The 23688-nt window shown below is 34.8% G+C and carries 20 protein-coding genes; 12 read left to right on the top strand and 8 right to left on the bottom strand.

Annotated features, from left to right (window positions below; genetic code table 11):
- Position 1: 1 nt before the first annotated feature.
- Both JMA43_RS01205 and JMA43_RS01210 read left to right on the top strand, forming a co-directional pair.
- A complete protein-coding gene (locus JMA43_RS01205) occupies positions 2-1342 on the top strand; it encodes a vanadium-dependent haloperoxidase (RefSeq protein ID WP_342154112.1) in 1341 nt (446 codons plus the stop codon).
- A gap of 59 nt (positions 1343-1401) precedes the next feature.
- Entirely contained in the window at positions 1402-2295 is an 894-nt protein-coding gene (locus JMA43_RS01210) for a GyrI-like domain-containing protein (protein ID WP_342154114.1), read from the top strand.
- Between the two features lie 157 nt (positions 2296-2452).
- On the opposite strand, the gene JMA43_RS01215 is transcribed toward JMA43_RS01210, so the two are convergent.
- The 4 genes from JMA43_RS01215 to JMA43_RS01230 form a co-directional block, all read right to left on the bottom strand.
- Positions 2453-3472, bottom strand: a complete 1020-nt coding sequence (locus tag JMA43_RS01215) for a LacI family DNA-binding transcriptional regulator (protein WP_342154116.1) — start codon at positions 3470-3472, stop codon at positions 2453-2455.
- Between the two features lie 119 nt (positions 3473-3591).
- Positions 3592-4566 carry a LuxE/PaaK family acyltransferase gene (locus JMA43_RS01220; RefSeq protein ID WP_342154118.1) on the bottom strand — a complete coding sequence of 325 codons (975 nt, stop codon included), beginning with the start codon at positions 4564-4566 and terminating at the stop codon, positions 3592-3594.
- A gap of 118 nt (positions 4567-4684) precedes the next feature.
- Positions 4685-7510, bottom strand: a complete 2826-nt coding sequence (locus tag JMA43_RS01225; RefSeq protein WP_342154120.1) for a TonB-dependent receptor — start codon at positions 7508-7510, stop codon at positions 4685-4687.
- A gap of 106 nt (positions 7511-7616) precedes the next feature.
- Entirely contained in the window at positions 7617-9971 is a 2355-nt protein-coding gene (locus tag JMA43_RS01230; protein ID WP_342154122.1) for a hypothetical protein, read from the bottom strand.
- A 325-nt stretch (positions 9972-10296) separates the two neighbouring features.
- On the opposite strand from JMA43_RS01230, the gene JMA43_RS01235 reads away from it, so the two are divergent.
- Complete coding sequence (locus tag JMA43_RS01235) at positions 10297-10983, top strand: response regulator transcription factor (RefSeq protein WP_342154124.1); 687 nt, start codon at positions 10297-10299, stop codon at positions 10981-10983.
- Between the two features lie 155 nt (positions 10984-11138).
- Positions 11139-12200 carry a sensor histidine kinase gene (locus tag JMA43_RS01240; RefSeq protein WP_342154126.1) on the top strand — a complete coding sequence of 354 codons (1062 nt, stop codon included), beginning with the start codon at positions 11139-11141 and terminating at the stop codon, positions 12198-12200.
- Here the strand turns inward: JMA43_RS01240 and JMA43_RS01245 are convergent.
- Entirely contained in the window at positions 12153-13214 is a 1062-nt protein-coding gene (locus tag JMA43_RS01245; RefSeq protein ID WP_342154129.1) for a glycosyltransferase, read from the bottom strand. The genes JMA43_RS01240 and JMA43_RS01245 overlap by 48 nt on opposite strands.
- Positions 13215-13284: 70 nt before the next feature.
- On the opposite strand from JMA43_RS01245, the gene trmB reads away from it, so the two are divergent.
- The 7 genes from trmB to JMA43_RS01280 all read left to right on the top strand — a co-directional run bounded on the left by trmB (position 13285) and on the right by JMA43_RS01280 (position 18209).
- A complete protein-coding gene (gene trmB, locus JMA43_RS01250; RefSeq protein ID WP_342154131.1) occupies positions 13285-13959 on the top strand; it encodes a tRNA (guanosine(46)-N7)-methyltransferase TrmB in 675 nt (224 codons plus the stop codon).
- Entirely contained in the window at positions 13959-14594 is a 636-nt protein-coding gene (locus tag JMA43_RS01255) for a LysE family transporter (protein ID WP_342154132.1), read from the top strand. Before trmB ends, JMA43_RS01255 begins: the two co-directional genes overlap by 1 nt.
- On the top strand, positions 14594-14923 hold the full coding sequence (locus JMA43_RS01260) for an MGMT family protein (RefSeq protein ID WP_342154134.1): 330 nt from the start codon (positions 14594-14596) through the stop codon (positions 14921-14923). The genes JMA43_RS01255 and JMA43_RS01260 overlap by 1 nt, the downstream gene beginning before the upstream one ends.
- Before the next feature lie 238 nt (positions 14924-15161).
- Positions 15162-16292, top strand: coding sequence for an Mrp/NBP35 family ATP-binding protein (locus tag JMA43_RS01265; RefSeq protein WP_342154136.1), 1131 nt, complete (start codon positions 15162-15164; stop codon positions 16290-16292).
- Positions 16293-16302: 10 nt separating this feature from the next.
- The gene (locus JMA43_RS01270) at positions 16303-16542 is read left to right on the top strand and encodes a NifU family protein (RefSeq protein WP_342154138.1); all 240 of its coding nucleotides are present in this window, start codon (positions 16303-16305) and stop codon (positions 16540-16542) included.
- Between the two features lie 205 nt (positions 16543-16747).
- The gene (locus JMA43_RS01275) at positions 16748-17800 is read left to right on the top strand and encodes an NAD(P)/FAD-dependent oxidoreductase (protein WP_342154140.1); all 1053 of its coding nucleotides are present in this window, start codon (positions 16748-16750) and stop codon (positions 17798-17800) included.
- A gap of 79 nt (positions 17801-17879) precedes the next feature.
- Positions 17880-18209 (top strand): ferredoxin, encoded by a 330-nt coding sequence (locus JMA43_RS01280; RefSeq protein ID WP_342154142.1) that lies wholly within the window; start codon positions 17880-17882, stop codon positions 18207-18209.
- Positions 18210-18561: 352 nt separating this feature from the next.
- Here JMA43_RS01280 and JMA43_RS01285 read toward each other — a convergent pair whose 3' ends face one another.
- Positions 18562-19269 carry an SGNH/GDSL hydrolase family protein gene (locus tag JMA43_RS01285; protein ID WP_342154144.1) on the bottom strand — a complete coding sequence of 236 codons (708 nt, stop codon included), beginning with the start codon at positions 19267-19269 and terminating at the stop codon, positions 18562-18564.
- 102 nt (positions 19270-19371) lie between these two features.
- A complete protein-coding gene (locus JMA43_RS01290) occupies positions 19372-20151 on the bottom strand; it encodes a DUF3050 domain-containing protein (RefSeq protein WP_342154146.1) in 780 nt (259 codons plus the stop codon).
- A gap of 289 nt (positions 20152-20440) precedes the next feature.
- Here JMA43_RS01290 and JMA43_RS01295 point away from each other — a divergent pair, with 289 nt between their 5' ends.
- On the top strand, positions 20441-22459 hold the full coding sequence (locus tag JMA43_RS01295) for a sensor histidine kinase (protein WP_342154148.1): 2019 nt from the start codon (positions 20441-20443) through the stop codon (positions 22457-22459).
- Between the two features lie 2 nt (positions 22460-22461).
- On the opposite strand, the gene JMA43_RS01300 is transcribed toward JMA43_RS01295, so the two are convergent.
- Entirely contained in the window at positions 22462-23562 is a 1101-nt protein-coding gene (locus JMA43_RS01300) for a DUF4407 domain-containing protein (protein WP_342154149.1), read from the bottom strand.
- Positions 23563-23688: the final 126 nt, after the last annotated feature.

Genomic DNA, 23688 nt, shown 5'->3' on the forward strand with positions numbered 1-23688 from the left:
AATGAAACGTATTTCTCTATTCTTTTTAAGTATCCTATTAGTATGTATATCGGCATGCTCTAATAAAAAAGAATCCATAAAAGTTACTTCAGAAAACATGCATCAAGCCATCGACAAAGTTGTGGAAGTCATGATACATGATATATTTTCCCCTACAGTTTCGAGTCGCATTTTTGTATATCCAAATATAGCTGCATATGAAATCATTGCATTAAATGATTCTAAATTCAATTCGCTCGCTGGCTCCCTAAATGGATTACAACCCATACCACAACCTAAAGACAGTACAAATGTTAACTTTAACGTGAGTGCACTTATTGCGCACTTAGAATTAAGTAAGGCGCTCATTTTTTCTGAAGATAGAATTGAAGCATATCAAGACAGCCTATACCATAATTGGAAAAAAACGAACAAAGAGGAATTCGAAAAATCTGAAGCGTATGCTATGGAAGTAGTTTCCCATATAAAAAAATGGATGAATAAAGATAACTACAAGCAAACCCGAACAATGCCTAAATTTACAGTAAACACTGACAATCCAGCACGTTGGCAACCTACCCCACCTTCATACATGGACGGAATTGAACCGCATTGGATGAAAATTAGAACTCTTGTGATAGATTCGTCTGCGCAGTTTAAACCAATACCCCCTCCAACTTTTTCCTTAGAAAAGGATAGTCAGTTTTATAAAGAAGTCATGGAAGTATACGAAGTTCGTAATGATATGACGAAGAAAGGAGACGAATCTGAAGAAATTGCTATAGCACAATTTTGGGACTGTAACCCATATGTATCTGTAACCAAAGGACACTTAATGTTTGCAACTAAAAAAATAACCCCTGGAGCCCATTGGATTGGCATCACCAAAATTGCATGTAGAAAAACAAATGCAAGTTATAATGAAACAATTTTTGCCTATACCAAAACTTCCATTTCTATATTTGATGCCTTTATAAGTTGTTGGGACGAAAAATATAGAAGTAATCTTATCCGTCCAGAAACAGTAATAAACCAATATATTGACGAAAATTGGAAACCTGTTTTACAAACACCTCCATTTCCAGAATATACCAGCGGGCACTCTGTTGTATCGGGAGCTGCTGCAAAAACTTTAACCTCAATTTTTGGCGATAATTTTTATTTTGACGATGATACCGAAACTCCTTACGGAATACCCATCCGTTCATTTAAATCTTTTAATGATGCTTCTAGTGAAGCTGCTATGAGTAGGTTGTATGGCGGAATTCATTACAGAGCCGCTATCGACGAAGGATTAAAACAAGGGCGTTCCTTGGGAGATTTTGTAATAAACAAACTATCTAATATGCGTTCAGATAAATAATATTCCATTTTAACAATTCACTTTAAATAGGTTTATTAATTTTAAATAATTACTTATAAATGAAAAGACTAATCAGCCTCTTTATTCTTATAACTGTATGTATACTCGGTTGGTATTTTTTCCTTAAACAGAGCGACTATATTTACCGTTTTAAAGTAAAAACAAGTCCTGCTACCATTTTTTATAGTATTTCAAATTGGCAAAAAACAAACGATTCTATACAAACAACCACCATAGATAGTACGCTTTACACCTCTATCTCACAAAAATTAGATTATAATAACAATAATTATACTTTGTTTTGGGATATACAAGCTATTAATGATTCTGTCACCAAAGTAAATCTGGGAATAAAACAACCGGCCAAGAGTGCTTTTAATAGGTTTTCAGCTCCTTTTTTCAATACGGAATTTAAAAAAACTTCAAAAGAAATAGCTCTCAATTTTATACGTAAGTTAGAATTAAATCTTTCAACTTTTAAAGTAAAAGTAGTTGGCGAAAGCGATTCTCCTTCTAAAGAATGTGCCTGTGTCAATGCTAAAACTACTCTTGAAAATAAAGCGCAACACATGATGCGAAACTACAATTATATAGCAGATTTTGTTCATGAAAACCAATTGCAACCCGACGGAAGACCTATGGTGATTATTAATCAATTTAATAAAGAAAAAAACACCATCGATATGGATTTTTGTTTTCCTTTTAAAGGTGCAGAGAAACTACCTCAAAACCCAGATATTTTTTACAGAAAATTAGAAGCCATTCCTGCAATAAAAGCAGATTTTAATGGCAACTATATGTACTCACATCATGCTTGGTTTCAAATTTATGATTATGCTGAAAATAACGCTATCAACCTAAAACAAAGCGTTATTGAAAAATTTCATAACAATCCTAATTTTGGAGGCAATGCTTTACATTGGAAAACTGAAGTTTATATCCCAATACAATAAAAACTATTTATAAACTAAAAAAAGCTGTTTTAAAAGTATTTTTAAAAACGTCATTCCAAATTTATTTCAGAATCTCACCAAATTAGCTTTTAGCAAGATGAGAAACTGAGCTTGACTCAGTTTGACGAAAAATTAAACTTTTAAGACAGCTTTTCTTTTAAATCGTAGACTCTCTTTTTACTAAAGTAGATTTTATAATCTCAGTTTCGTATGGGCGCGACTCAAAATCGTCTTCTTCCAAACGCTTTATCAGTAAATCGACCGCCTTCTCTCCTATTTCTTCTCCATGCTGACTTACGGTGGTTAATGACGGACTACTACTGATAGAGATAATTCCGTCAGTAAAACCAATAACTGAAACATCTTTTGGTGCTGATTTCCCCATTTTTTGAGCAATCTTCATGGCAGAAACCGCAAAAAATTCGGTTACTCCAAACACTGCATCAACCTCATGGTTTTTAAACAATTCTTCAACAGGTTCAAATCCGCTATAAAAATCTTCTACCTTAACAATTAAGTTCTCATCAACTTCAATACCTGCATCGGTAAGTGCCTTTTTGTAGCCTTCGGTTCTCAACTTTCCAACGCTCATATAATCTGGCATTGTAATTAAAGCAATACGTTTGCGTCCGCTTTCAATTAAATACTGAACAGCACTATAGGCACCATGAAAATCATCGATAATTACTTTATCGCAATTTACTTGTTCGGTAACTCTATCAATCATTACCACAGGCATTCCTTGATTGATAACTTCATTTATATGATGAAAATCTTGCTTCTTTTCGGTATCTTTAGAAAGCGACATGATAAAACCGTCGATACTTCCGTTTGCCAACATTTGCATATTGATAACTTCCTTGTCGAAAGATTCATTAGAAATACAAACAATAACATTATATCCTTTTGCAGTTGCCAAACGCTCCACTCCTGTAATAACAGAAGAGAAAAAATAATGTACAATTTCTGGAAGGATAATTCCGATGTTTTTTGTTTTCTGATTTTTTAAACTTAACGCAATATTGTTAGGTTTATAATGATGCTCTTTGGCAAAAGCCTGAATAATTTCTTTTGTTTTTTCACTAATTTCTGGACTGTCTTTTAATGCTTTTGATACTGTAGAAATTGAAACATTAAATCTTCTCGAAATTTCTTTAAGCGTTATTTTTTGCTTCATAATATATCCTTCCTTTTTAGCTAAATTCAAAATTACGCTTTTTCAACGAAATGGGAGTTTTTATTTCGCTAAGTAGCTTTTAAAATAGCATTATCAACAATATTTTATTTTGAAATAATTTAGAGCACCATCAAATTACAACCGCGAATATCGGAATGGTCAAAACGCCCAATAACTTCAAACTGATTGCCTTGTTTTCGTCCGAGGTCTTGCGTAGCAATAAAAGAGCATGAATTGATATTGGCTAAGTCGATTACATTTATACCGCCCGACTTTCCGTCTTCAAAAATGGTAAGCGCATCTTCTGGATCGCGAATGATAATATCCATCCATGGAGGACATTCAAAAACGCCATCGCCTTTGGAGTATCCTTGCGACAAAAGCTCTGTCATACCGTATTCTGAATGAATTTTAGAAACTCCAAAACCTTCTGCCAAAACCGAATGCAACTCGGCACGAATCATCTCTTTTCGACGGCCTTTCATGCCCCCAGTTTCCATTACAATTGTGTTTTTCAAATTGAAACTATACGCTTCAACAAGGTCTAACAAAGCAAAAGAAACCCCTATCAACAATACTTTTTTACCTTGCGTATCTAATGTTTTTAGGTGCTGTGCCAATTCATCTATATTATGAAGATAAAAACCACTTTCGGGAGCTTCAGACTGCTCAATCATATCATTCACCATATAAATAAGCGAAGAGCCTGTCCGCTCTAAATAAGCGGGTAAAAGTGCTAAAACTGTATAGTCTTTTATATTTCCGTAGAAATGAGTAAAACCTTTTCTAAAACTCTCTTCGTACACTTTTAAATCGGTTACCAAATGCTTACTAGTTAAACTTCCTGTAGTACCACTACTGGTAAAAGTAATTTCTGGCGTATTTGCTGTACTTAAAACCTCATGAGATTTAAAAAATTGAATAGGTAAAAAAGGGATTTCGGTAACCAAGTTTACAGATTCTGGTGTTCTATTTAGATGATTACAGAACTCTCGATAAACTTTATTGTTTGCATATTGATATTGAAAAACTGCAAGTGCAACTTGATTAAAGTTGGTTGATGAAGATATATTAAACACAGTTTCTGTATGCATACTTAAAATTTATCTATGCAAAAGTAAGCTATCCTTAAAAGCTAATAAAACTTATAGGACATAAAAAAACCACCCCGCAAAAAGCGAGGTGGTTTGAAAATATATTTTAAAGCTAATTTTAAAAACTCAAACTATATCCTAAAGAAAGTGACATTCCAGGTTCTCTGTATGAGAAGTTTTGATCCATCGCTCCATATGACTCGTAAAAACTTTGTCTTTTAGCATCTAAAATGTTATCCATTTTAAAACTTATCTTAGAGTTTTTCTCTTTTCCAAAAGCTTTAGCTAAGTTAAAATTTAAACTATTAAATGGCTGTGTAAACACATCTGGATTCTGACCAAAACCAACTACTTCTAACGTTTTACCTTGTACATTGTAAAAAACTCCAGTCTCAAAACCACTCTCGCGATTGTTATAACTCAACCCAGCGTTAATTAAAAATGGTGATTGTCCTTGAAGTGTACGTTTATCGTCTATTGTTTCTCCATCTCTGGCAAATATAACTCTAGAATCATACTCTTGACCTTCTCCTTTTGCCATTTCAATCTCAGAATCAATTACAGAAACATTCAGGTTAATACTCAAATTTGATAACCCTTCAGAAATAAAACCGAAATTTTTTCTTGCTTCTAATTCAATACCTAAAACTTCTGCTTCTGGAGAGTTTCTCGGTGTAAATTGATTTGGAGCCGTAATATCATAAGCTACAATTTCTATAGGATTTTTAAACTTCTTATAAAAACTACTTATTGCAAACATTTGTGCTTGGTCTCCAAAAATTTCGAATCTAAAATCGAAATTATCAATATATGTAGGCTGCAAATCGATGTTTCCTAAAAAGATTACTCCTGTTAATAAATCTGCAATTTGTACTACAGATAATTCCTTAAAACTTGGTCTTGCAGTAGTTCTAGAATAAGAAGCTCTAAAGTTTTTACCTTCTTTAAACTCATAAATTAAGTTTGCTGAAGGGAAGAAATCTAACTCTTCAATTGTTTTTTCATTATCGTAAACTTCTGTCCCTGTATTGTTTTGTCCAGTAAAGAAAGTTGTAAAATACTCTGCTCTTAATCCTAAAATAGCTCTAAATTTTTCAGCAAATTTAAACTCATTAGACACATAAGCTGCGGCTGTATTTTGATTAGAATCAAAAGTATTTGCTGGCTGATAATTACCTCTAATATACGAACCAGAATTATTCTCTGGTGTCCAAATATTGTCTGGAGCTAAAATCGCATCTGGATCTCCATTTAAACTTGATGTATTAAAGTCGAAAAATGCAATATTATAGTTATTAATAGAGTAATCTCTTTGCTTATAACTATAAAGTCCTCCAAATTTAAGTATTGATTTATTGTCGAATAAATTGTAATTCTTTGTGAAATCTAATTTCCCTACAGCATTAACCTCTTCAAGGTTTCTCCACAACCTATTTGGAAATCCAGCGTCTGAACTTATACTGTAACCATCTGGCTGTACAATAAATGTAGTTAATCGAACATCTTTGTCGTTAACTTTACTTAAAGTAGGAGCCACACTCCACTCTGTAATAAAAGATGCATCTTGTGAGGTATGCTTCCCTGATAGTAATAAATTACTAACCGATCTTTGTGTATATTCCAAGTTGTCTTTAACTACATCAATTGCATTTGAAATTTCAGTTCTTTGGTCAAAAACTGCAGCTCTTTTTTCTCCATTTTGAATATGAAGCAAATTTAAGCGGTATTTTGAACGCTTCGTTTTGAAAGACAATCCTGCTAAAGCCGATGCAAGTACATTATTTTTACCTAAATCTCCACGTTGTCTTCTATCAAAACGTAATTCGTAAATATCACTTTCAGGGTTTTTTTGATAAATCCCGTTTTCGAAACCTTCGTAAAACTCTGTTTCATTTTTATAATCTAAAGAAGCAATCACTCCTAATTTATTTTCACCAATATCAAATTGGTTTCCATAACTAAAACCTAAGCTAAAATCTGGCATCGAAGTTTTTTCTTGTGCTGCCATATTTGGATCAAGTCTACGAGTAAAATCATCTAAAACACTATTGTTTGCTTGATCTGAAGGACTTGGAATATTTGCATTTTCAGAAAATGGCAAATCTCTTGTTCCATCATCAAACCCTAAAAAGTCTGTAGCTCCTCCATCATAAGACAAATAGTTGCTTTTAAAATGCATACTTGGTGTATACCCTACAGATGCAGAAAAAGACATTTGCTTTTGAGTTGGAAAATCTTTAGTAATAATATCTACAACTCCTCCTGTAAAATCTGCAGGTAAATCGGCTGAAGCAGATTTTAAAACGATTATATTTTCCAAGATGTTTGTTGGAAAAATATCCATTTGCAACGTGTTCTTATCTGGGTCTAAACCTGGCACATCCATTCCGTTAAGAATAGACTTGGTATAACGATCTCCTAATCCTCTCACGTAAACATATTTCCCTTCTTGAACTGACACCCCTGGAACACGTTTAATAGCAGAAGCGATATTACTAGCTCCAGTTTTTTTAATTCCTTCCAAAGATAATCCGTCCATTAAAGTCACAGAATTCTTTTGTAGGTTTAACACAGAGGTTTCAGTGTTTTTACGAACAGTTGTAGTTACTACTACTTCATCTAACACTGCTGATGATGGTTGTAATGTAACATTAAGTTCTACCGTTTTTCCTTCCTCTACTACAACATCTGTTATTTCTTGAGAAGTATATCCAATAAACGAAAATACGACGGTATAGGTTCCTGCATTTACATCTAAAGAGTAAGCACCCTCAAAATCTGTGGTAGTACCTTTACTTTCTCCTTTAATTGAAATATTAGCAAAAGGAAGTACATCATTAAATTCTCCGTCCATAACCTTACCCTTTACAACTCCTTGCTGCGAAAAAGCCATTTGAGAAAAGGCCAAGGTAAGTACTACAAATGATAAAAAGTTTTTAAGCATTATTACTTAATTTATATATTTAGTTTTAATTCCGTAAAATGTCCAAAGTCTAAAATAAAAGAAGACTTTGGACATTTTTATAAAGTAGTTTTAATTGTATTTGAGATTAAAGTGCATCTGCAATTGAAGCACTTGTCCAAGAAAACACAGATACATCTGCTCCAACAGTTCCTTCCGTTACAACTGTTGCGTTTTCTGTAAATTTAGTCTCATCTCCAGCAGCATAATCTCCTGCTAAAACATCTGATAAAACAGTACCTGCAGGTAAAATAAGTTGCCAATTTGCAAAAGCAATTCTGTCGTTAGTCAATTCTGTAGCTGAATCTGCTCCGTTTACATTTACAGTAGCACTAGCTCCAAAACCGTAAGCAAAAACATTTTCTAAATCTGCTATTAATCCATCTCTTAAATCAGCATATTTACTAGAAGTACCTGCTCCAATTAAAGTGATATTTTTCATAGTGAATCCACCTTCAGTAGTAGCTGAACCTTCTGGACCATCTAACTCTAAAGCTGTACCAGACTCAGTTCCCATAATTGCAACTGCGTTATCAAGAGTTCCAGTCCAAGCTTGATCTGCATCAAAAGCATCATCTCCTTGAGACCATACTAAAGCATTTTTCACATTTACAGTTCCACCAAACCACTCGATACCATCATCTTGGTTTGCTACTACTTCAACATTTTCGATAACTGTTCCGTTACCTACACCTCCTAAAGTAAGACCATTAATTTCGTTATCTTGACCAATTGTGATACCACCGTGACGGATAGAAATGTATTTAATAACTCCTGAATTATCAGCAGCATCTGTTCCACCATATTGTCCATATGTTTCAGTTGCAGGAATACCTTCAATTTGTGCTGTTTCTACATCTCCGTTTACAGAGATAGGCGCTTTACCTAATACAATAACTCCTCCCCAAAGACCTGTGTCTGAAGTAGAAAGTGTACCTTCTGTTTGACCTGGCTCAATACCATCTAATACAGAAGTAAAAATAATAGGCTCATCAGCAGTTCCTTCTGCCATTAATTTACCTCCTTGATCTACTACTAAAGCAGACGCTAAAGACTCTTGTCCTTCAGCTCCTTTAATAATAGTTCCAGCTTCAATTGTAAGTGTAACACCTTCACCAACAACCACTTTACCATCTAAAACATATACGTTTTGCGAAGTCCAAGTTTCATCAGCAGTTAAAATCCCTGTTTTAGAAATTGTTGTTCCAAGTGGCTCAGTTGGAATTGCATCATCAATAGCAGCAAGTGTCCAATTAAAAGTATCTAAATTTGCTCCTACAGAACCTTCACTTACTGCAGTTGCATTACTATAAAATTTATCTTCATCTCCATCATTATAATCTCCAGCAAAAATGTTGTTCATTACAGTTCCAGCTGGTAAAACAATTTCCCAATCTGCAAACTTAATTCTGTCGTTTGCTAATTCTGTAGCAGAGTCAGCTCCATTTACACTTACTGTAGCATCAGCACCAAAACCGTATGCGTAAACTCCTTCTAAGTTTGCAATTAGACCATCTCTTAAATCAGCGTATTTACTAGAAGTACCTGCTCCAATTAAAGTTAAATTTTTCATTGTAAATCCATCTTCAGTAGAAGCTGAACCTTCTGGTCCGTCTAACTCTAAAGCTGTTCCAGACTCAGAACCCATTACAACAACTCCGTTATCTAGAGTCCCAGACCATGCTTGATCTGCGTCAAAACCATCATCACCTTGCGACCAAACAATAGCATTAGTAACATTTACAGTTCCACCAAACCACTCGATACCATCATCTTGGTTTGCTACTACTTCAACATTTTCGATAACTGTTCCGTTACCTACACCACCTAAAGTTAGACCATTAATTTCGTTATCCTGCCCAATAGTGATACCACCATGACGGATAGAAATGTATTTAATTACTCCTGAGTTGTCTGCAGCATCAGTTCCACCATACTGCCCGTATGATTCTGTAGCAGGAATACCTTCAATTTGTGCTGTTTGAACATCTCCGTTTACTGAAATTGGTGCTTTTCCTAAAACAATAACACCACCCCATAATCCAGTATCTGAAGTAGATAATGTACCTTTTGTTTCTCCAGCCTCAATACCATCTAATACAGATGTGAAAATAATAGGTTGACTTGCAGTACCTTCCGCCATTAATTTACCTCCTTGATCTACTACTAAAGCAGACGCTAAAGACTCTTGTCCTTCAGCTCCTTTAACAATTGTACCTGGTTCAATTGTAAGTGTAACACCATCATTTACAACTACTTTACCATCTAATACATAGATGTTTTCAGCAGTCCAAGTTTCATCTTCAGTTAAAATACCAGTTTTTGTTATCTCCTCTCCTTCTGGCGTAGGATTTGGCTCTGGATTGAAATCATCATCGCTAGAGCACGATATTGCAAGCATTGAAAACAAAGAAGCAATCGCTAAAAAATTAATTTTTTTCATTTTACTAATGGATTTTAGATTTAGATTCATTGTGTTTGTTAGTCAGCACATTACTAAAAACATGCCTTTACGTTTCGATTTTAATTCCGATGCAAATAAACAAGGCATATGCAAAAAGGAAGTTACCCGCGTGTTAAACATAAGTCAGCCCAATGTTACATTTATGTTACCATATTAAATCATTGTTAACTGCTTTCAGATTTTAATATTATCTTTACTTTTGAGCTCAGAAAACATCGCTTTAAACAATTTAAGTAACTTATAATCTATAAGTTATATTTAAAAACTCACAAGGCGGTTTTTAAAGAACAATAACTTTAAGCACATGAAAAAAAGAGAAATTAAAATCCTTTTGGTTGATGACGAACCAGATATTTTAGAGATTGTAGGCTACAATTTATCATCAGAAGGATATAACGTTTCTACAGCAAAAAATGGTGTTGAAGCCATTGCTAAAGCTAAAAAGGAAAAACCACACCTTATTATTCTCGATGTGATGATGCCAGAAATGGACGGTATCGAAACATGTGAACAAATTAGAAAATCAACCGACCTAAAAGACACCATTATTACTTTTTTAACTGCTCGTGGCGAAGACTACTCGCAAGTAGCTGGTTTTGATGCAGGTGCCGATGATTACATCACAAAACCTATCAAACCTAAAGTATTGGTAAGTAAAGTAAAAGCACTTTTAAGACGTTTAAAAGAGGAAGAAGAACCTGTTGAAAGTATCGTTAAGGTAGGAAACATCACTATTAATCGCGACGAATACAAAATTATTCAAGCGGGAGACGAAATTATCCTTCCGAGAAAGGAGTTCGAATTGCTTTCATTGCTTGCTAGCCGACCTGGAAAAGTATTTAAAAGAGACGAAATTTTAGATAAAGTGTGGGGTAACGAAGTTATTGTTGGCGGAAGAACTATCGATGTCCATATCCGTAAACTTCGCGAAAAAATTGGCGACGACCACTTTAAAACTGTAAAAGGTGTGGGTTACAAATTTGTATTGTAACAAAAACATCGCATAAAATAAACTCAAAGTAAGCCTTTGAGAAATTAAAAATGATGGATTTTGGTTTGTAAATGTACAGCCTAAATCTGTCATCTTTATTTTATACCTTTAGCCAGAAATAACATTCAAACGCAACAAATTTCAAAAGCAACCCCTTGGAAACCAAATTAAAAAAATCGTACCGCTTTGCACTACGCTCTTCCGCAATGATAACTGCAGCCGCAACTTTCATTGTTTCACTTTTCTTTTATTTTGAACTCAAAGGGCCTTTATTTGCTTTCATACTCATCTTGTGTATTTTTATTATTTCCTTTTTTATCATTCAGTATAGAGTAGAAAAATTCATCTACAAACGTGTTAAAAAAATATACGACGACGTTTCTTTACTCGAATCGACCAACTTCCAAGAGCAGCCTATCACTACCGATATGCGTACGCTTACTGAAGAAATTGAAAAATTTGCTGCCAATAAAAAACTAGAAATTGAGACTTTAAAAATTCGTGAAGGCTACCGAAAAGAGTTTATCGGGAACGTTTCTCATGAGTTAAAAACTCCTCTTTTTACCGTTCAGGGTTATATTTTAACTTTATTAGATGGTGCGATGGACGACAAAGTTATCAGAAAAAAATACCTTACAAGAGCCAGTAAAGGGGTAGAAAGACTAATTTATATTGTGAAAGATTTGGATATGATTACCAAATTGGAAGCAGGCGATTTAAACCTCCAACGCGAAGAATTTGATATTGTAGAACTCACACAGGCTACTTTCGATTTGATGGAAATGAAAGCCAACAAAAAGAAAATTACACTTACGTTTGATAGTGAATACCAAGAACCTATTTATGTACATGCCGACAAAGAGCGTATCCAACAAGTGCTTACCAACCTTATTGTAAACTCTATTAAATACGGAAAAGAAGGCGGAACAACCGAAATTAGCATCGAAAACCTTGTAAAAAACAAAGTTATAGTTCGTGTTACCGATAACGGTGAAGGAATTGAAAAACAAAACATCCCTCGCCTTTTCGAACGTTTCTATCGTGTGGATAAAAGCGGAAGCAGAAAAGAGGGTGGTTCTGGATTAGGACTCTCGATTGTAAAACACATTATCGAAGCGCACAAAGAAAAAATTTATGTAGAAAGTGTTTTTGGCGTTGGTTCGGAGTTTTCATTTACCTTGGAAAAGGCCAAAAAGACTCCCAAGCTCGACAGTTGATTCGAAATCGGCAAACCCTTTGTAAGCACTCACCATTGCTAACATTTCAATTTTAAAATCTTCTTGATTGCAATACGGAACAAGCTGTTCATCTGCCAAGCGCTCGGCAAGATATTCTTGTTCGTACTGCCCAGGTGTTGGAATAAAAAATGCTTTTTTCTTCAGCTTTGCTAAATCGAGTACGGTTGTATAACCAGAACGACTCAACACCAACGTACTCTCGTTAAAAGCTTTTTCTAGCTGAACAGAATTCATATAATTATACACCTCTACATTTCCTTCTTTACACACATGTTGCTCGGCTTCAATCTTCCCGCGAACAAACAGCACATTACCTGAAAATTTTTGCGTTTCAATAAGTAGCTTACTTTCCAACATTGAACGTTGTGGCTCTGGCCCCGAAATAATCACCATCAAATCGTACTTTTTTGGCAACTCTTTTGGTTCGAGTCTACTTAACGGACCTATGTATTTCAGTTTTAAATCTGTTTTTTTAACATGTCCGAGTTTCCCACTTAAATTTGGTGTTCCAACAACGTCGGGCACCCAACATTCGTTAAATTTTTTTATTATTTTCTGATGAATTTCTGAACTAAACCAGGTTGTATTTCCTGTTAACACATTTAATTGATGCGTAATAAAAACCGAAGGGACTTTTTTGGAATACACACCCAATCGATTGTCGGAGATGATTCCGTCTAACTGCAATGCCTTCACTAAAACCTTGGTGCGTTTTTTTTCTTTTTTAATCGCTTTTAAAATTTTAGGAGAATCCCAAAGCATCTTCAATTTAAAATGCTTTCCTTTTTCAGCATATTTTATTTTATATGAAGGCAATTCAATAAAAGTAAGCGTTGGAAATTCTTTTAAAAGCAAAGCGTATGCTTCCCCATCTGATGCAATAATGGGTTCAAAATTTTCAGCAAGTAAAGCACGAATAATCGGAATACATCTTGTGGCATGACCAAGTCCCCAATTTAAGGGCGCTACAAGAATTTTTTTCTTTGTAACCATAACTACAAAGGAAGTTAATTTTTAACTGTGAAAGATTTCCTTAATTTTGCCTTTTAATTAAATAATTGTTGTGGGGAGTAAAAACAAACTAAAGCGTTTTAAGGAGAATGAAACATTTTCGAATGTTATTCAGCCAACACGCGACGAATTGGTTGAAGGAAAATTTGACCTAAAAGGACAATGGAAAAAATCTTTTTTTAAAAATGACAATCCTATTGTTCTTGAACTGGGCTGTGGAAAAGGTGAATACACCGTAAATCTAGCCAAAAGAGAACCGCACAAAAACTACATCGGCATCGACATTAAAGGGGCTCGTTTTTGGCGTGGCGCTAAAACTGCCGAAGAGGACAAGCTCGAAAATGTAGCCTTTATTAGAACACAAATTGAGCTTATAGAGTACATTTTTGACGAAAATGAAGTCGACGAAATTTGGATTACTTTTCCAGACCCGCAAATTAAATACAAGCGTACCAAGCATAGACTTACCAATGCTAATTTTTTAAATCGATACAATGCTATTTTAAATGAAAATGGAATTGTACATTTAAAAACCGATAGCGAATTTATGCATGGTTACACACTAGGTTTGCTCCACGGATTGGGTTACCAAGTACTGTATGCCAACCACAATGTGTACAAAAACGAAGGAAGTCCAGAAGTTGTTACCTCCATACAAACTTTCTATGAAAAGCAATACCTCGAAATAGGAAAACCAATTACATACATTCAATTTAAACCCAACTAATGTCGCATTTATTCATCCTATTTTTCGCAACGTTTTCGGCTTCTTTAATGGCGGTGGTTTTTCCTGGACTCATTAATATTACAGCTGCCAAAACAAGTGCAAAAAAAGGAAAAACTAGTGGAATTATTTTTTCACTGGGCGCTTCAACAACGGTAATTTTTCAGGCGTACATTGGGGTGTTAATTTCAAAATATCTTTATAAAAATCCAGCTGTAATTGATATTCTTTTAAAAATTGCGCTGGTAGTATTTGCGTTTTTTGCGGTGTACTTTTTTATTCTAGCGAAACAAAAAAAAGAAGCAAAACCGCAGCGGAAAGTAAAAATTAAAAGTCGTAAAAATGTATTTTTTAAAGGGATGCTTATCTCGGCATTAAACGTTTTACCTATTGCATATTTCTGCGGACTCAACGCTGCTTGGAATGTTTCTGGATGGATAAAATTTCAGCTTTGGGATATCCTTGTATTCATTATCGCTGCAGGTTTAGGAACCTTCGCTATGCTGTACATGTATGTGTTTTATTTTGATAAACTTCAAGAGCGCACTGATACTTTTTCGCGCTATTCCGACTACATTTTAAGTGCGTTAATGGCGGTGTTACTTATCATTACCTTTCTCCGATTATTCTACTCGTAATGGAAAACAAAAACTTCTTTGAACGTGTTTATACAGTTGCCAAGCAAATTCCGTTTGGTAGAGTCACTTCATACGGAGCAATTGCAAAATACCTTGGAGCTGCACGCAGCGCCCGAATGGTGGGTTACGCCATGAATGGAAGTCATTTACAAGATGATATTCCTGCACACAGAGTGGTTAACAGAAAAGGTGTTTTAACTGGTAAACATCATTTTCAAGGCACCAATCTTATGCAACAATTATTAGAAAGCGAAGGCGTTGTTGTAAAAGACAACCAAATACAAAATTTCGACAAACATTTTTGGGATCCATCGGTTGAGCTTTTATAATTTAAGTTTCAAACAAAAACTTTTAAAAATCTTCAATTATAGACAAACTTTAAACGTTCAACTTTAAACCATCAACTATTAACTTTTAAAGTTTAAATATGTATCTTTGTAATTTAGAATGAGTTTAAAATAAATGCAATTTTTAACGAAGTTAGCATCCTAACACCCAGCAATTTATTTTAATAATCTTCTCAAAAATTGAACGTCGTTTTACGACAATGCATAAGAAAAATTAAACATGAAAATAGATAAAAAAGAAGTACTAAAAGCACTCGAAACGATTTCCGCTCCTGGTGAAGGAAAAAACATGATAGAAAGTGGTGCTGTTACCAATGTTATGACATTTGGCGATGAAGTAGTTGTAGATATCACCATAAACAACCCTAGCCTTCAAGCCAAGAAAAAAACAGAAGTAGAAATACTTAAAACCATACACGATAAAGTTTACCAAAAAGCCAAAGTAAAAGTTAACATCAAAGTAGAAAAAACCGAAAAACCAGAAATTAAAGGGAAAGCCATTCCAGGCATCAAAAACATTGTTGCTGTTGCTTCTGGAAAAGGAGGTGTAGGAAAATCTACCGTTACCTCAAATTTGGCAGTAACCCTTTCAAAAATGGGATTCAATGTTGGACTTTTAGATGCCGATATTTACGGACCATCAGCGCCAATAATGTTTGATGTTGTAAACGACAAACCTTTAGCAATAAACGTTGACGGAAAATCTAAAATGAAACCTATCGAAAGTTATGGTGTAAAAATACTTTCAATCGGGTTCTTTACGCAACCAAACCAAGCCGTAATTTGGAGAGGCCCTATGGCTGCCAAAGCGCTAAATCAAATGATTTTTGATGCCGCTTGGGGCGAACTCGATTTCTTACTTATCGACCTTCCTCCAGGAACAGGAGACATTCACTTGAGCATCATGCAATCGTTACCTATTACTGGTGCCGTTGTGGTAAGTACCCCTCAAAATGTTGCCCTTGCCGATGCCAAAAAAGGAGTTGCAATGTTCCAACAAGAAAGCATCAATGTGCCCGTTTTAGGAATCATCGAAAACATGGCTTACTTTACCCCAGAAGAACTTCCAGACAACAAATATTACATCTTTGGTAAGGAAGGAGCCAAAAACTTGTCTAACGACTTAAACGTACCATTTTTAGGAGAAATTCCGCTAGTGCAAAGCATTCGCGAAGCAGGAGACTACGGTCGTCCAGCAGCCCTACAAGATGGCACTCCGTTAGAAGAGTCGTTTATAGACATAACAAAAAATATCGTACAAGAAGTAGTGAGCCGTAACAAAAGTTTACCTCCTACAGAAGCTATCAAAATAACCACAATGGCGGGTTGTTCGGCAGTTTCAAAAAAATAATTTTATAGCAATGACGTCGGAAGAAGTTAAATTAAACGTACAAAAAGCCCTCGAAGAAATCAGACCGTTTTTAGAGAGCGACGGCGGAAACATTAGCCTTGTTTCCATCGACAACGATAAAGTAGTAAACGTTAGACTCGAAGGGGCTTGCGTAGGGTGCAGTGTAAACCAAATGACCCTAAAAAGTGGTGTGGAAATGACCATTAAAAAGTACGTTCCGCAGATAGAGCAAGTAATAAACGTAGAATAATTTGGGCGTATTTCTATGAGACTTCAACAGTAACGCATTTAGCTACTTCTCAAATAGTCTCATAGAAACCGGGCTTTTGCCACTCGCTTTTTAGAAATATTCTTTTCTAAAAGAGCTCAAACAAAGGCGCAATCCCTTACGCAAAAAAGATTACAATAAATAAAGCAATCGTTTTAAAACTTTTGCCTTCAAATGTTATTTTCGAATGATTCAAACAGACATCCTCATCATCGGTGCTGGTCCTACAGGACTATTTACTGTTTTTGAAGCTGGTCTTCTAAAACTAAAATGTCATCTTATCGATGCGCTTCCGCAACCTGGCGGGCAGTGTTCCGAAATCTATCCTAAAAAACCAATTTACGATATCCCAGGATTTCCAGAAGTTTTAGCAGGCGATTTGGTAGACAACCTTATGAAGCAAATCGAATCGTTCGAACCTGGTTTTACCCTTGGAGAAAGAGCAGAAACCATAGAAAAGCAAGACGACGATTCTTTTATTGTTACCACCAACAAAGGCACCAAGCATCAAGCAAAAGTAGTTGCTATTGCTGGCGGATTAGGAAGTTTTGAGCCGAGAAAACCTCAGCTCGAAAACATCGAAAAATTTGAAGATAACGGAGTAGAATATATTATTCGCGATCCAGAAATTTACCGCGATAAAAAAGTTGCCATTGCTGGCGGAGGTGATTCTGCTTTAGACTGGAGTATCTTCTTAGCCGATGTTGCCAAAGAAGTAACTCTCATTCATCGAAGAAACGAATTTAGAGGCGCCCTCGATTCCGTAGAAAAAGTAGAAGAACTAAAAAAATTAGGCAAAATTAATCTCGTCACGCCTGCAGAAGTTACCGCCTTAAAAGGAAACGAGAAACTCGAAAGCATTACCATCAAACAAAATGAAAACGAGTTTGATTTAGCACTCGACCATTTTATTCCACTTTTCGGACTTTCGCCAAAATTAGGTCCTATTGCCAATTGGGGACTCGAAATCGAGAAAAATGCTATTAAAGTTGATAATACGCTAGACTATCAAACAAACATTCCGGGTATCTACGCTATTGGCGATGTAAACACTTATCCTGGGAAATTAAAACTTATTTTATGTGGTTTCCACGAAGCTACTTTAATGTGCCAAAGTGCCTACAAACGTATTTTTCCAGATAAAAAATACGTAATGAAATACACTACCGTAAGCGGTGTAGACGGCTTTGATGGCACACGAAAAGAAGCTGAAAAGCCTGTAGTAAAATCAATCAATTAAAAACCTACTAATTTAGTAGAGTAATTGTAGTTTTTCAAGGAAGTTTTATCTATTTTTGCAGTTTTAAATTAAAAATATAATGTCCGATATTACTATCAAAATAACCGACCGAGAAGGTGTTGTACATCAGGTAGAAGCGCCAATCGACATGGCTATGAATTTAATGGAAGTGGTACGCTCCTACGAACTTGCTCCAGAAGGAACCATTGGTGTTTGTGGAGGGATGGCAATGTGTGCATCATGCCAATGCTATGTAACCTCAGACCATACGCTACCAGAAATGAGCTACGATGAAGATTTAATGCTTGCAGAAGCATTTAATGTTAAAGACAATAGCCGACTAGGGTGCCAAATTCAAATGACAGACGATTTAGACGGACTCGAAGTAGAACTTGCTCCAGAGGTGTAAAACACACGCTGTAACAATACAATTTAAAATGCAAATTCAGATTTTTCAGAATTTGCATTTTTTATATAACGTGAGTTCGACATTAGAATAATAAATATGTAATAAAATTGACCTATTTAAAAAGTATTGAAAATCAAGGAAGCAGCGTGGGTTAAAAGATAAAAAACTGTTTGAGCAGAGCGAGTTCTTTTTTATCTGTGGCGGTTGTTTCCGTAGATTTTCTGATGCTTTTTAAATCAGTCTTGACTTTTTTGTTTCGTTTTTGTGTCAAGACAAAAATGAAAGCATTTTTGAATAACTGAAATACATTTAGTTAAAACTACAATGTATAGACATATAGAGCAAACTGAGGTTATTTAATATAATTCTTCTGGCGAATTTCAAACAAAATTTGCGTTACAAAACTACTATACGCTTCTTTGGAAGGATGCAACCCATCGGAAGCTACTAAAGTTTCATTTTTAAGTCCTAAGCGAGAAATATCAGTTATATTAACAAAGCTCACCCCTGCTCTTTCTGCTGTACGCTTTGCAAAGACATTGTACGCATCTATTTCCGAAGAAATCATTTCTGTATTTCCTTTTTGCTGACCGAAAGGCGTGTAGGCATAATCAGGAATAGAAACAACAATAACTTTTTTTATATCGCCACTTGCAAGCTGAATTGCTTTTTGAAGAAGCGCAGGAAAATCTTCTTCATATAAAGAAAAATCTTTGCCTTGATATTGATTGTTCACTCCGATTAAAAGCGTAACCAAATCGAAATTTGCAGTAGGTTTTTCGTCTTTAATCGCCTGAATAAGATTGGAAGTTGTCCACCCTGTTTTGGCGATGACTTCCAAATTTACTTTCGCATTGTAATCTTCCGCAATTTTAGCCATTAACTGTATCGGAAAACTACAACTCTCGCACACACTTTCGCCAATAGTGTAACTATCGCCAAGTGCTAAATAATTTAAACTTTTATTTTCTGAAACAGACTGATTCGCTACTGAAGTTTGTTGGGTTTTACACCCTACAAACAACAAAACAACTACTAAAAGGCTATAGTATTTTTTCATTTGTTTTAAATTTTATGTAGGTATAGGGCGTATAAATAAAGCTGTTTAGCTTCACTCTGCAATTTACTATTATTTGAACAATTAGCAGGGAATTAATTTAATTTACGCATGAGTTTGCACGTTAATTTCAGCTAAAATTCCATCCCAAAGTACAATTCGCTTTTCCAGAGAAGCTATAGCAACCGCCTGTACTTCCTCCCATTTTTCTGTGTCGTTTCCGCAGAGTTCTTCAACCATTTTGTACGCCAATGGCCCATGTGTATCACCATCAACTTCAATATGTCTTTCAAAATAATACACCAATTTTTTCAAATTAATTGAAGGATACTCTTGTTGCATGTCTTTTAAAATTGCCGTAAACATATCTGGAATTAAATCTTCACGACCAAAAGTGAAAGCAGCAGCAATTTTATGCGGTTTGCCTTCAGCAATTAATTGAAATGTAAACTGTAAAAACTCTTTTATTGAATTGGGTAAATTACTACTTTCTAAAACCCTTTGTACACTGTCAACATCGGTTAATTGCGAAACAAAACTGTTGATTTGAGTAGTTGAAGCGCCACAAACATCCATTGCCTCCAAATACATTTCATAATGACTTTTATACAATCCTTCGTCATCAACATCGGTTTCTTCACCTAAAACAATTTCATTTATTAAATATCTTGTTACAGGATTTCCAACAGGTTTCCACGGCAAAGTTGTACAAGTTAAATTGTTTTGAAGAGCTTTTAAAAGCGACATAAAATCCCAAACAGCAAACACATGGTGTTTTAAAAAGGTCTGTAAATCTTCTGGTGATTGAATGTTTTTATACAAAGAATGTGCTAATAATTTTTCTCTTTGAACTTGTATTTGTTGGTTTACACTGTCTATATTCATAACAATTAAAAGGTTTTACAGCTGTTGATTTTAGCCACAAAATTAATGTTGGCAAAGATAAAACCCATAGTTCAAAAACTAACAACATTATATAATTAGTTTAACAAAATCCTGCTGAATTGGTTAAAAATATAGCCTCAACATAACTTCCATATTTTAAGCATATAAACCAAATTATATTTATTTAAGCGTAGGAAATTATCTAAATTTTAGCAAATTATCTATTTTATACTTAATATTGAACTTTAAAATTGACACACATCAGTTTTTAAGTCTTTAAAAAGGTTGTATGCTGAAAAAATTCCTATTACTCTTACTTGTTATGTACGCACCATATTGCATGTCGCAATACAGTGTGAGCAAGGCTTTCTACGACAAAGTAGAAGACACTTTAAAACCTGCAAATAGAGAAAATATCAAGCTGATGGAGCTTTTACGGATGATAGACCACAACTCTTTATTTTATCCTGAATTTGATAGAGAAAAGGATTCGCTCATCGAAATTATTAAGAAAAACACTGCTCCACTTTCAACCGACGATAAAATTGATGCGTATTTTATGTTGATGCTGTACAATTTTAATCACAACCACACCGATACTACACAAACGCTCAAGTACGGAGATTCAGTAAAAATGTTGGTTCAGGAAAAAGAAAAAGGACATTTTTATCAGCTTTTTATAAGAAATGCAATCGAGGCTGTTCACGATATTGGCGCCAACAGATACGGAAAAGCCATCGAACGACTAAACACCATTATAGAAGATGCCGACAAGGTTGAATATCCAGAGTATTTGGCAAATGTATATTCGTCGCTTTCGTTTGCTTATTTTCAAACTTTTCAGTTTAAAGAAGCTATAGAAAGTTATAAAAAAACCGATTCTGTAGCGCAACTTTATTCCACTTCAATGTTTAAAGACCATATCCGAACCTATGCGAAAGACAAAGAAGTAGAAGCGCCCATTTTAAAGTATATTGACACCAGAGATAGTTTGGTTCTAAAAGAAGCTGAAGAAACTTTTCAGAAACATAAAAACATTTACCAATCTAAAACAAACGATTGGGACGACATGTACTATTTGAGAGCATCTTATATTGCCTACCTCAACAAAGATTTTGAAAAAGCCGATAGTCTATTCAGTAAAGTTAATACAGAAGCTTTAATACATAATGAATACTTGATCTCCCCATACCCAATAAACATAATACAGGCACTGTTGCAAGTTCACAAAGGGCAATTGGAAGAAGCTTATAGTTTTACCAAAAATGAAGAGATTAACAACCCTGTGGAAAACTTGTACAAAGAGCTTCTTATAAAAGCACTTTACAAAGCCTATTTAAAAAAGGGAGATATCGATAAAGCCGACTTTTTACACGAGCAAGAGCACGAAACTGCTATTACGCAAAATATCTACAAATACCAAGGGATGATTGCAAATGCTGAAAAAAAATACAACGCTCACTCCAAAGAGCTCAAAATATTAGAACTCGAAAATCATATTCAAGAGGATAGAAACAGAAACATTATTTTGTACGCTACGACTACACTTTTGATTTTACTGATTATTGGAATTGGAGTGATAAGAGCCAAAGAAAGCCGAATTAAAAGATTGATAGACGAAGAAGTTTACAACAAACGTATTCGCTTACTCGAGGAATCATTAGAGGATGTAGACCGTAAAATGAAGGACAACCGTAAAGAAATTGGCGAGCAAATACACAATGAATATTTAGGAAATTTACTTGCCCTAAAATATTTGGTAACCGATTATAGAGATAAAGCCACCATCCAAAAAAACATCGATAAGTTGAATGTAATTATTGATGAAGTGGATGCGCTTTACCAAGAATCTAGAAGCTTTTCGCATCAATTAATACACGGAAAAGATGAAAATATCTCTTTAAATATTGTTGAATATTTAGACAGTTTACAATCTCGATTTGAAGAAGTCGGACTTTTAAAAATTCATTTATTACTCAACAACGAAGCCAAAGAAAAGCTCACAAGCATCCTTTCTTCAGAACAACAACAAACGGTTTTTCATCTATTAAAAGAAACCATTTCGAACACCATTAAACACGCAGATGCCAAAAATTTAAGCATTGCCATTAGGTTTACCGATACAACTTGTGCTTTGGTATTAGAAAATGATGGCGTAAAAAGCATCGCGAAAAAATCGAGTAAAGGTGTCGGACTTGAAAGCTTAAAACAACGCTTTAATAAAATTAACGGGAATATCGATTTTTCTTTAAACGCAAGCGGATTCAAAACGGAGGCTTCATTTCCGCTACAAAACGAAACTGTTTAACATTACAAGTTTCCCTTTTGTTGTTTGTAAAAAGCATCTGCTTGGAGTTGCATCACCTCTCTGGCTATTTTCTTTTTATAAGAATATAATTCTTCTTCCGCAGATAAATCTTCATAAACTTTATCATTAATTTCGGCATCTGCTACGAGTTGTTTTTCTCTTTGATAGGCTTTTTGCGTCGCCCAACTTTTTACCAAATCTTCTTCGTCTTGCAACTTTATATCGTACACCCCTCTAGGCGCTAACAACTTTGAAAAGATTGGAGTTGTTTCAATCGCTAAAAACAGTAGAAATATAAAAAATGAAGGAAGCCACGGCAACTTATCTAACGCATTTAATCGCGCCATTAAACCATCAAATCCGTCGATAACTGGTTGAGTAGTCGAAACTTTTTCTTTTAACTGAGCGTCCAAAGCCAATAATTGCGCTTCTTTCTCGGCTATTTTGGCTTGATTGGCAACTTTTAACTCTTGCAAAGACGCCAATGCAGTATCGTGTTTTTCACGCTTCTCTTTATAAACAGGCCCTTTTCCTAACTTCAAAGTTCCTTCTCGCCCTTCCGCTTCAGCAATATAAGTTTCATACAACGAATTTACCTCATCTTCTTTGGTTGTAATTTCTTTTTTTAACTGAAGAATATCTGCCTGTATCTTTTCAATTTCAGGAGTAAATTGTAAACCTATTTGCGATTGGTTATCGAGTGTTAACTGATTTTTTTCTTCTAATAAAACACGATCTATTTCCTTCTGAAAAATCTTCAACTCTAAGGGTTTTGCAATTACAATTGCAATTATAACCGCCAATAGCAACCTTGGTAACCCCTGAAGAAATTCAGTTTTAAAATCTCCACTTTTTTTAATGGTCGAAACAATAAACCTGTCTAAATTAAAAATTAACAAGCCCCAAACGAGTCCAAAAAAAGTAGCGATATAAACCGAATCGAAAACAGTATAAAGTGCGTAACTAGACGCAATGAAAGCCATTATTGCAGTAAAAAATACAGTACCACCGATTCCTGCTTGTTTTATTTGTTCGGATTTTGGGCATTGCAAAAGCAAATCGGTGTCTGCGCCAGCACACATCCAGAAAAAGTTTTTTATCATAACATAGTCGATTTTAGATTGATGCTATATATAACGCTAAAACCTTGTATTTGTTACAATAATTTTCATTTTATTAAAATATTTTACTGAAAATCAGCAGTATAAAAAAAGGAAGCAAAATAAATA

The organism is Joostella sp. CR20 (assembly GCF_038433465.1).
Taxonomy (GTDB): domain Bacteria; phylum Bacteroidota; class Bacteroidia; order Flavobacteriales; family Flavobacteriaceae; genus Galbibacter.

Bases quoted from the DNA above. Each gene is read 5' to 3' on its own strand.
- JMA43_RS01245 (WP_342154129.1), bottom strand. From the start codon at position 13,214: ATGGTTACAAAGAAAAAAATTCTTGTAGCGCCCTTAAATTGGGGACTT.
- JMA43_RS01295 (WP_342154148.1), top strand. From the start codon at position 20,441: ATGCTGAAAAAATTCCTATTACTCTTACTTGTTATGTACGCACCATAT.
- JMA43_RS01285 (WP_342154144.1), bottom strand. From the start codon at position 19,269: ATGAAAAAATACTATAGCCTTTTAGTAGTTGTTTTGTTGTTTGTAGGG.
- JMA43_RS01280 (WP_342154142.1), top strand. From the start codon at position 17,880: ATGTCCGATATTACTATCAAAATAACCGACCGAGAAGGTGTTGTACAT.
- JMA43_RS01270 (WP_342154138.1), top strand. From the start codon at position 16,303: ATGACGTCGGAAGAAGTTAAATTAAACGTACAAAAAGCCCTCGAAGAA.
- JMA43_RS01215 (WP_342154116.1), bottom strand. From the start codon at position 3,472: ATGAAGCAAAAAATAACGCTTAAAGAAATTTCGAGAAGATTTAATGTT.
- JMA43_RS01275 (WP_342154140.1), top strand. From the start codon at position 16,748: ATGATTCAAACAGACATCCTCATCATCGGTGCTGGTCCTACAGGACTA.
- JMA43_RS01210 (WP_342154114.1), top strand. From the start codon at position 1,402: ATGAAAAGACTAATCAGCCTCTTTATTCTTATAACTGTATGTATACTC.
- JMA43_RS01290 (WP_342154146.1), bottom strand. From the start codon at position 20,151: ATGAATATAGACAGTGTAAACCAACAAATACAAGTTCAAAGAGAAAAA.
- JMA43_RS01205 (WP_342154112.1), top strand. From the start codon at position 2: ATGAAACGTATTTCTCTATTCTTTTTAAGTATCCTATTAGTATGTATA.
- JMA43_RS01260 (WP_342154134.1), top strand. From the start codon at position 14,594: ATGGAAAACAAAAACTTCTTTGAACGTGTTTATACAGTTGCCAAGCAA.
- JMA43_RS01230 (WP_342154122.1), bottom strand. From the start codon at position 9,971: ATGAAAAAAATTAATTTTTTAGCGATTGCTTCTTTGTTTTCAATGCTT.
- JMA43_RS01225 (WP_342154120.1), bottom strand. From the start codon at position 7,510: ATGCTTAAAAACTTTTTATCATTTGTAGTACTTACCTTGGCCTTTTCT.
- JMA43_RS01235 (WP_342154124.1), top strand. From the start codon at position 10,297: ATGAAAAAAAGAGAAATTAAAATCCTTTTGGTTGATGACGAACCAGAT.
- JMA43_RS01255 (WP_342154132.1), top strand. From the start codon at position 13,959: ATGTCGCATTTATTCATCCTATTTTTCGCAACGTTTTCGGCTTCTTTA.
- JMA43_RS01220 (WP_342154118.1), bottom strand. From the start codon at position 4,566: ATGCATACAGAAACTGTGTTTAATATATCTTCATCAACCAACTTTAAT.
- JMA43_RS01265 (WP_342154136.1), top strand. From the start codon at position 15,162: ATGAAAATAGATAAAAAAGAAGTACTAAAAGCACTCGAAACGATTTCC.
- JMA43_RS01300 (WP_342154149.1), bottom strand. From the start codon at position 23,562: ATGATAAAAAACTTTTTCTGGATGTGTGCTGGCGCAGACACCGATTTG.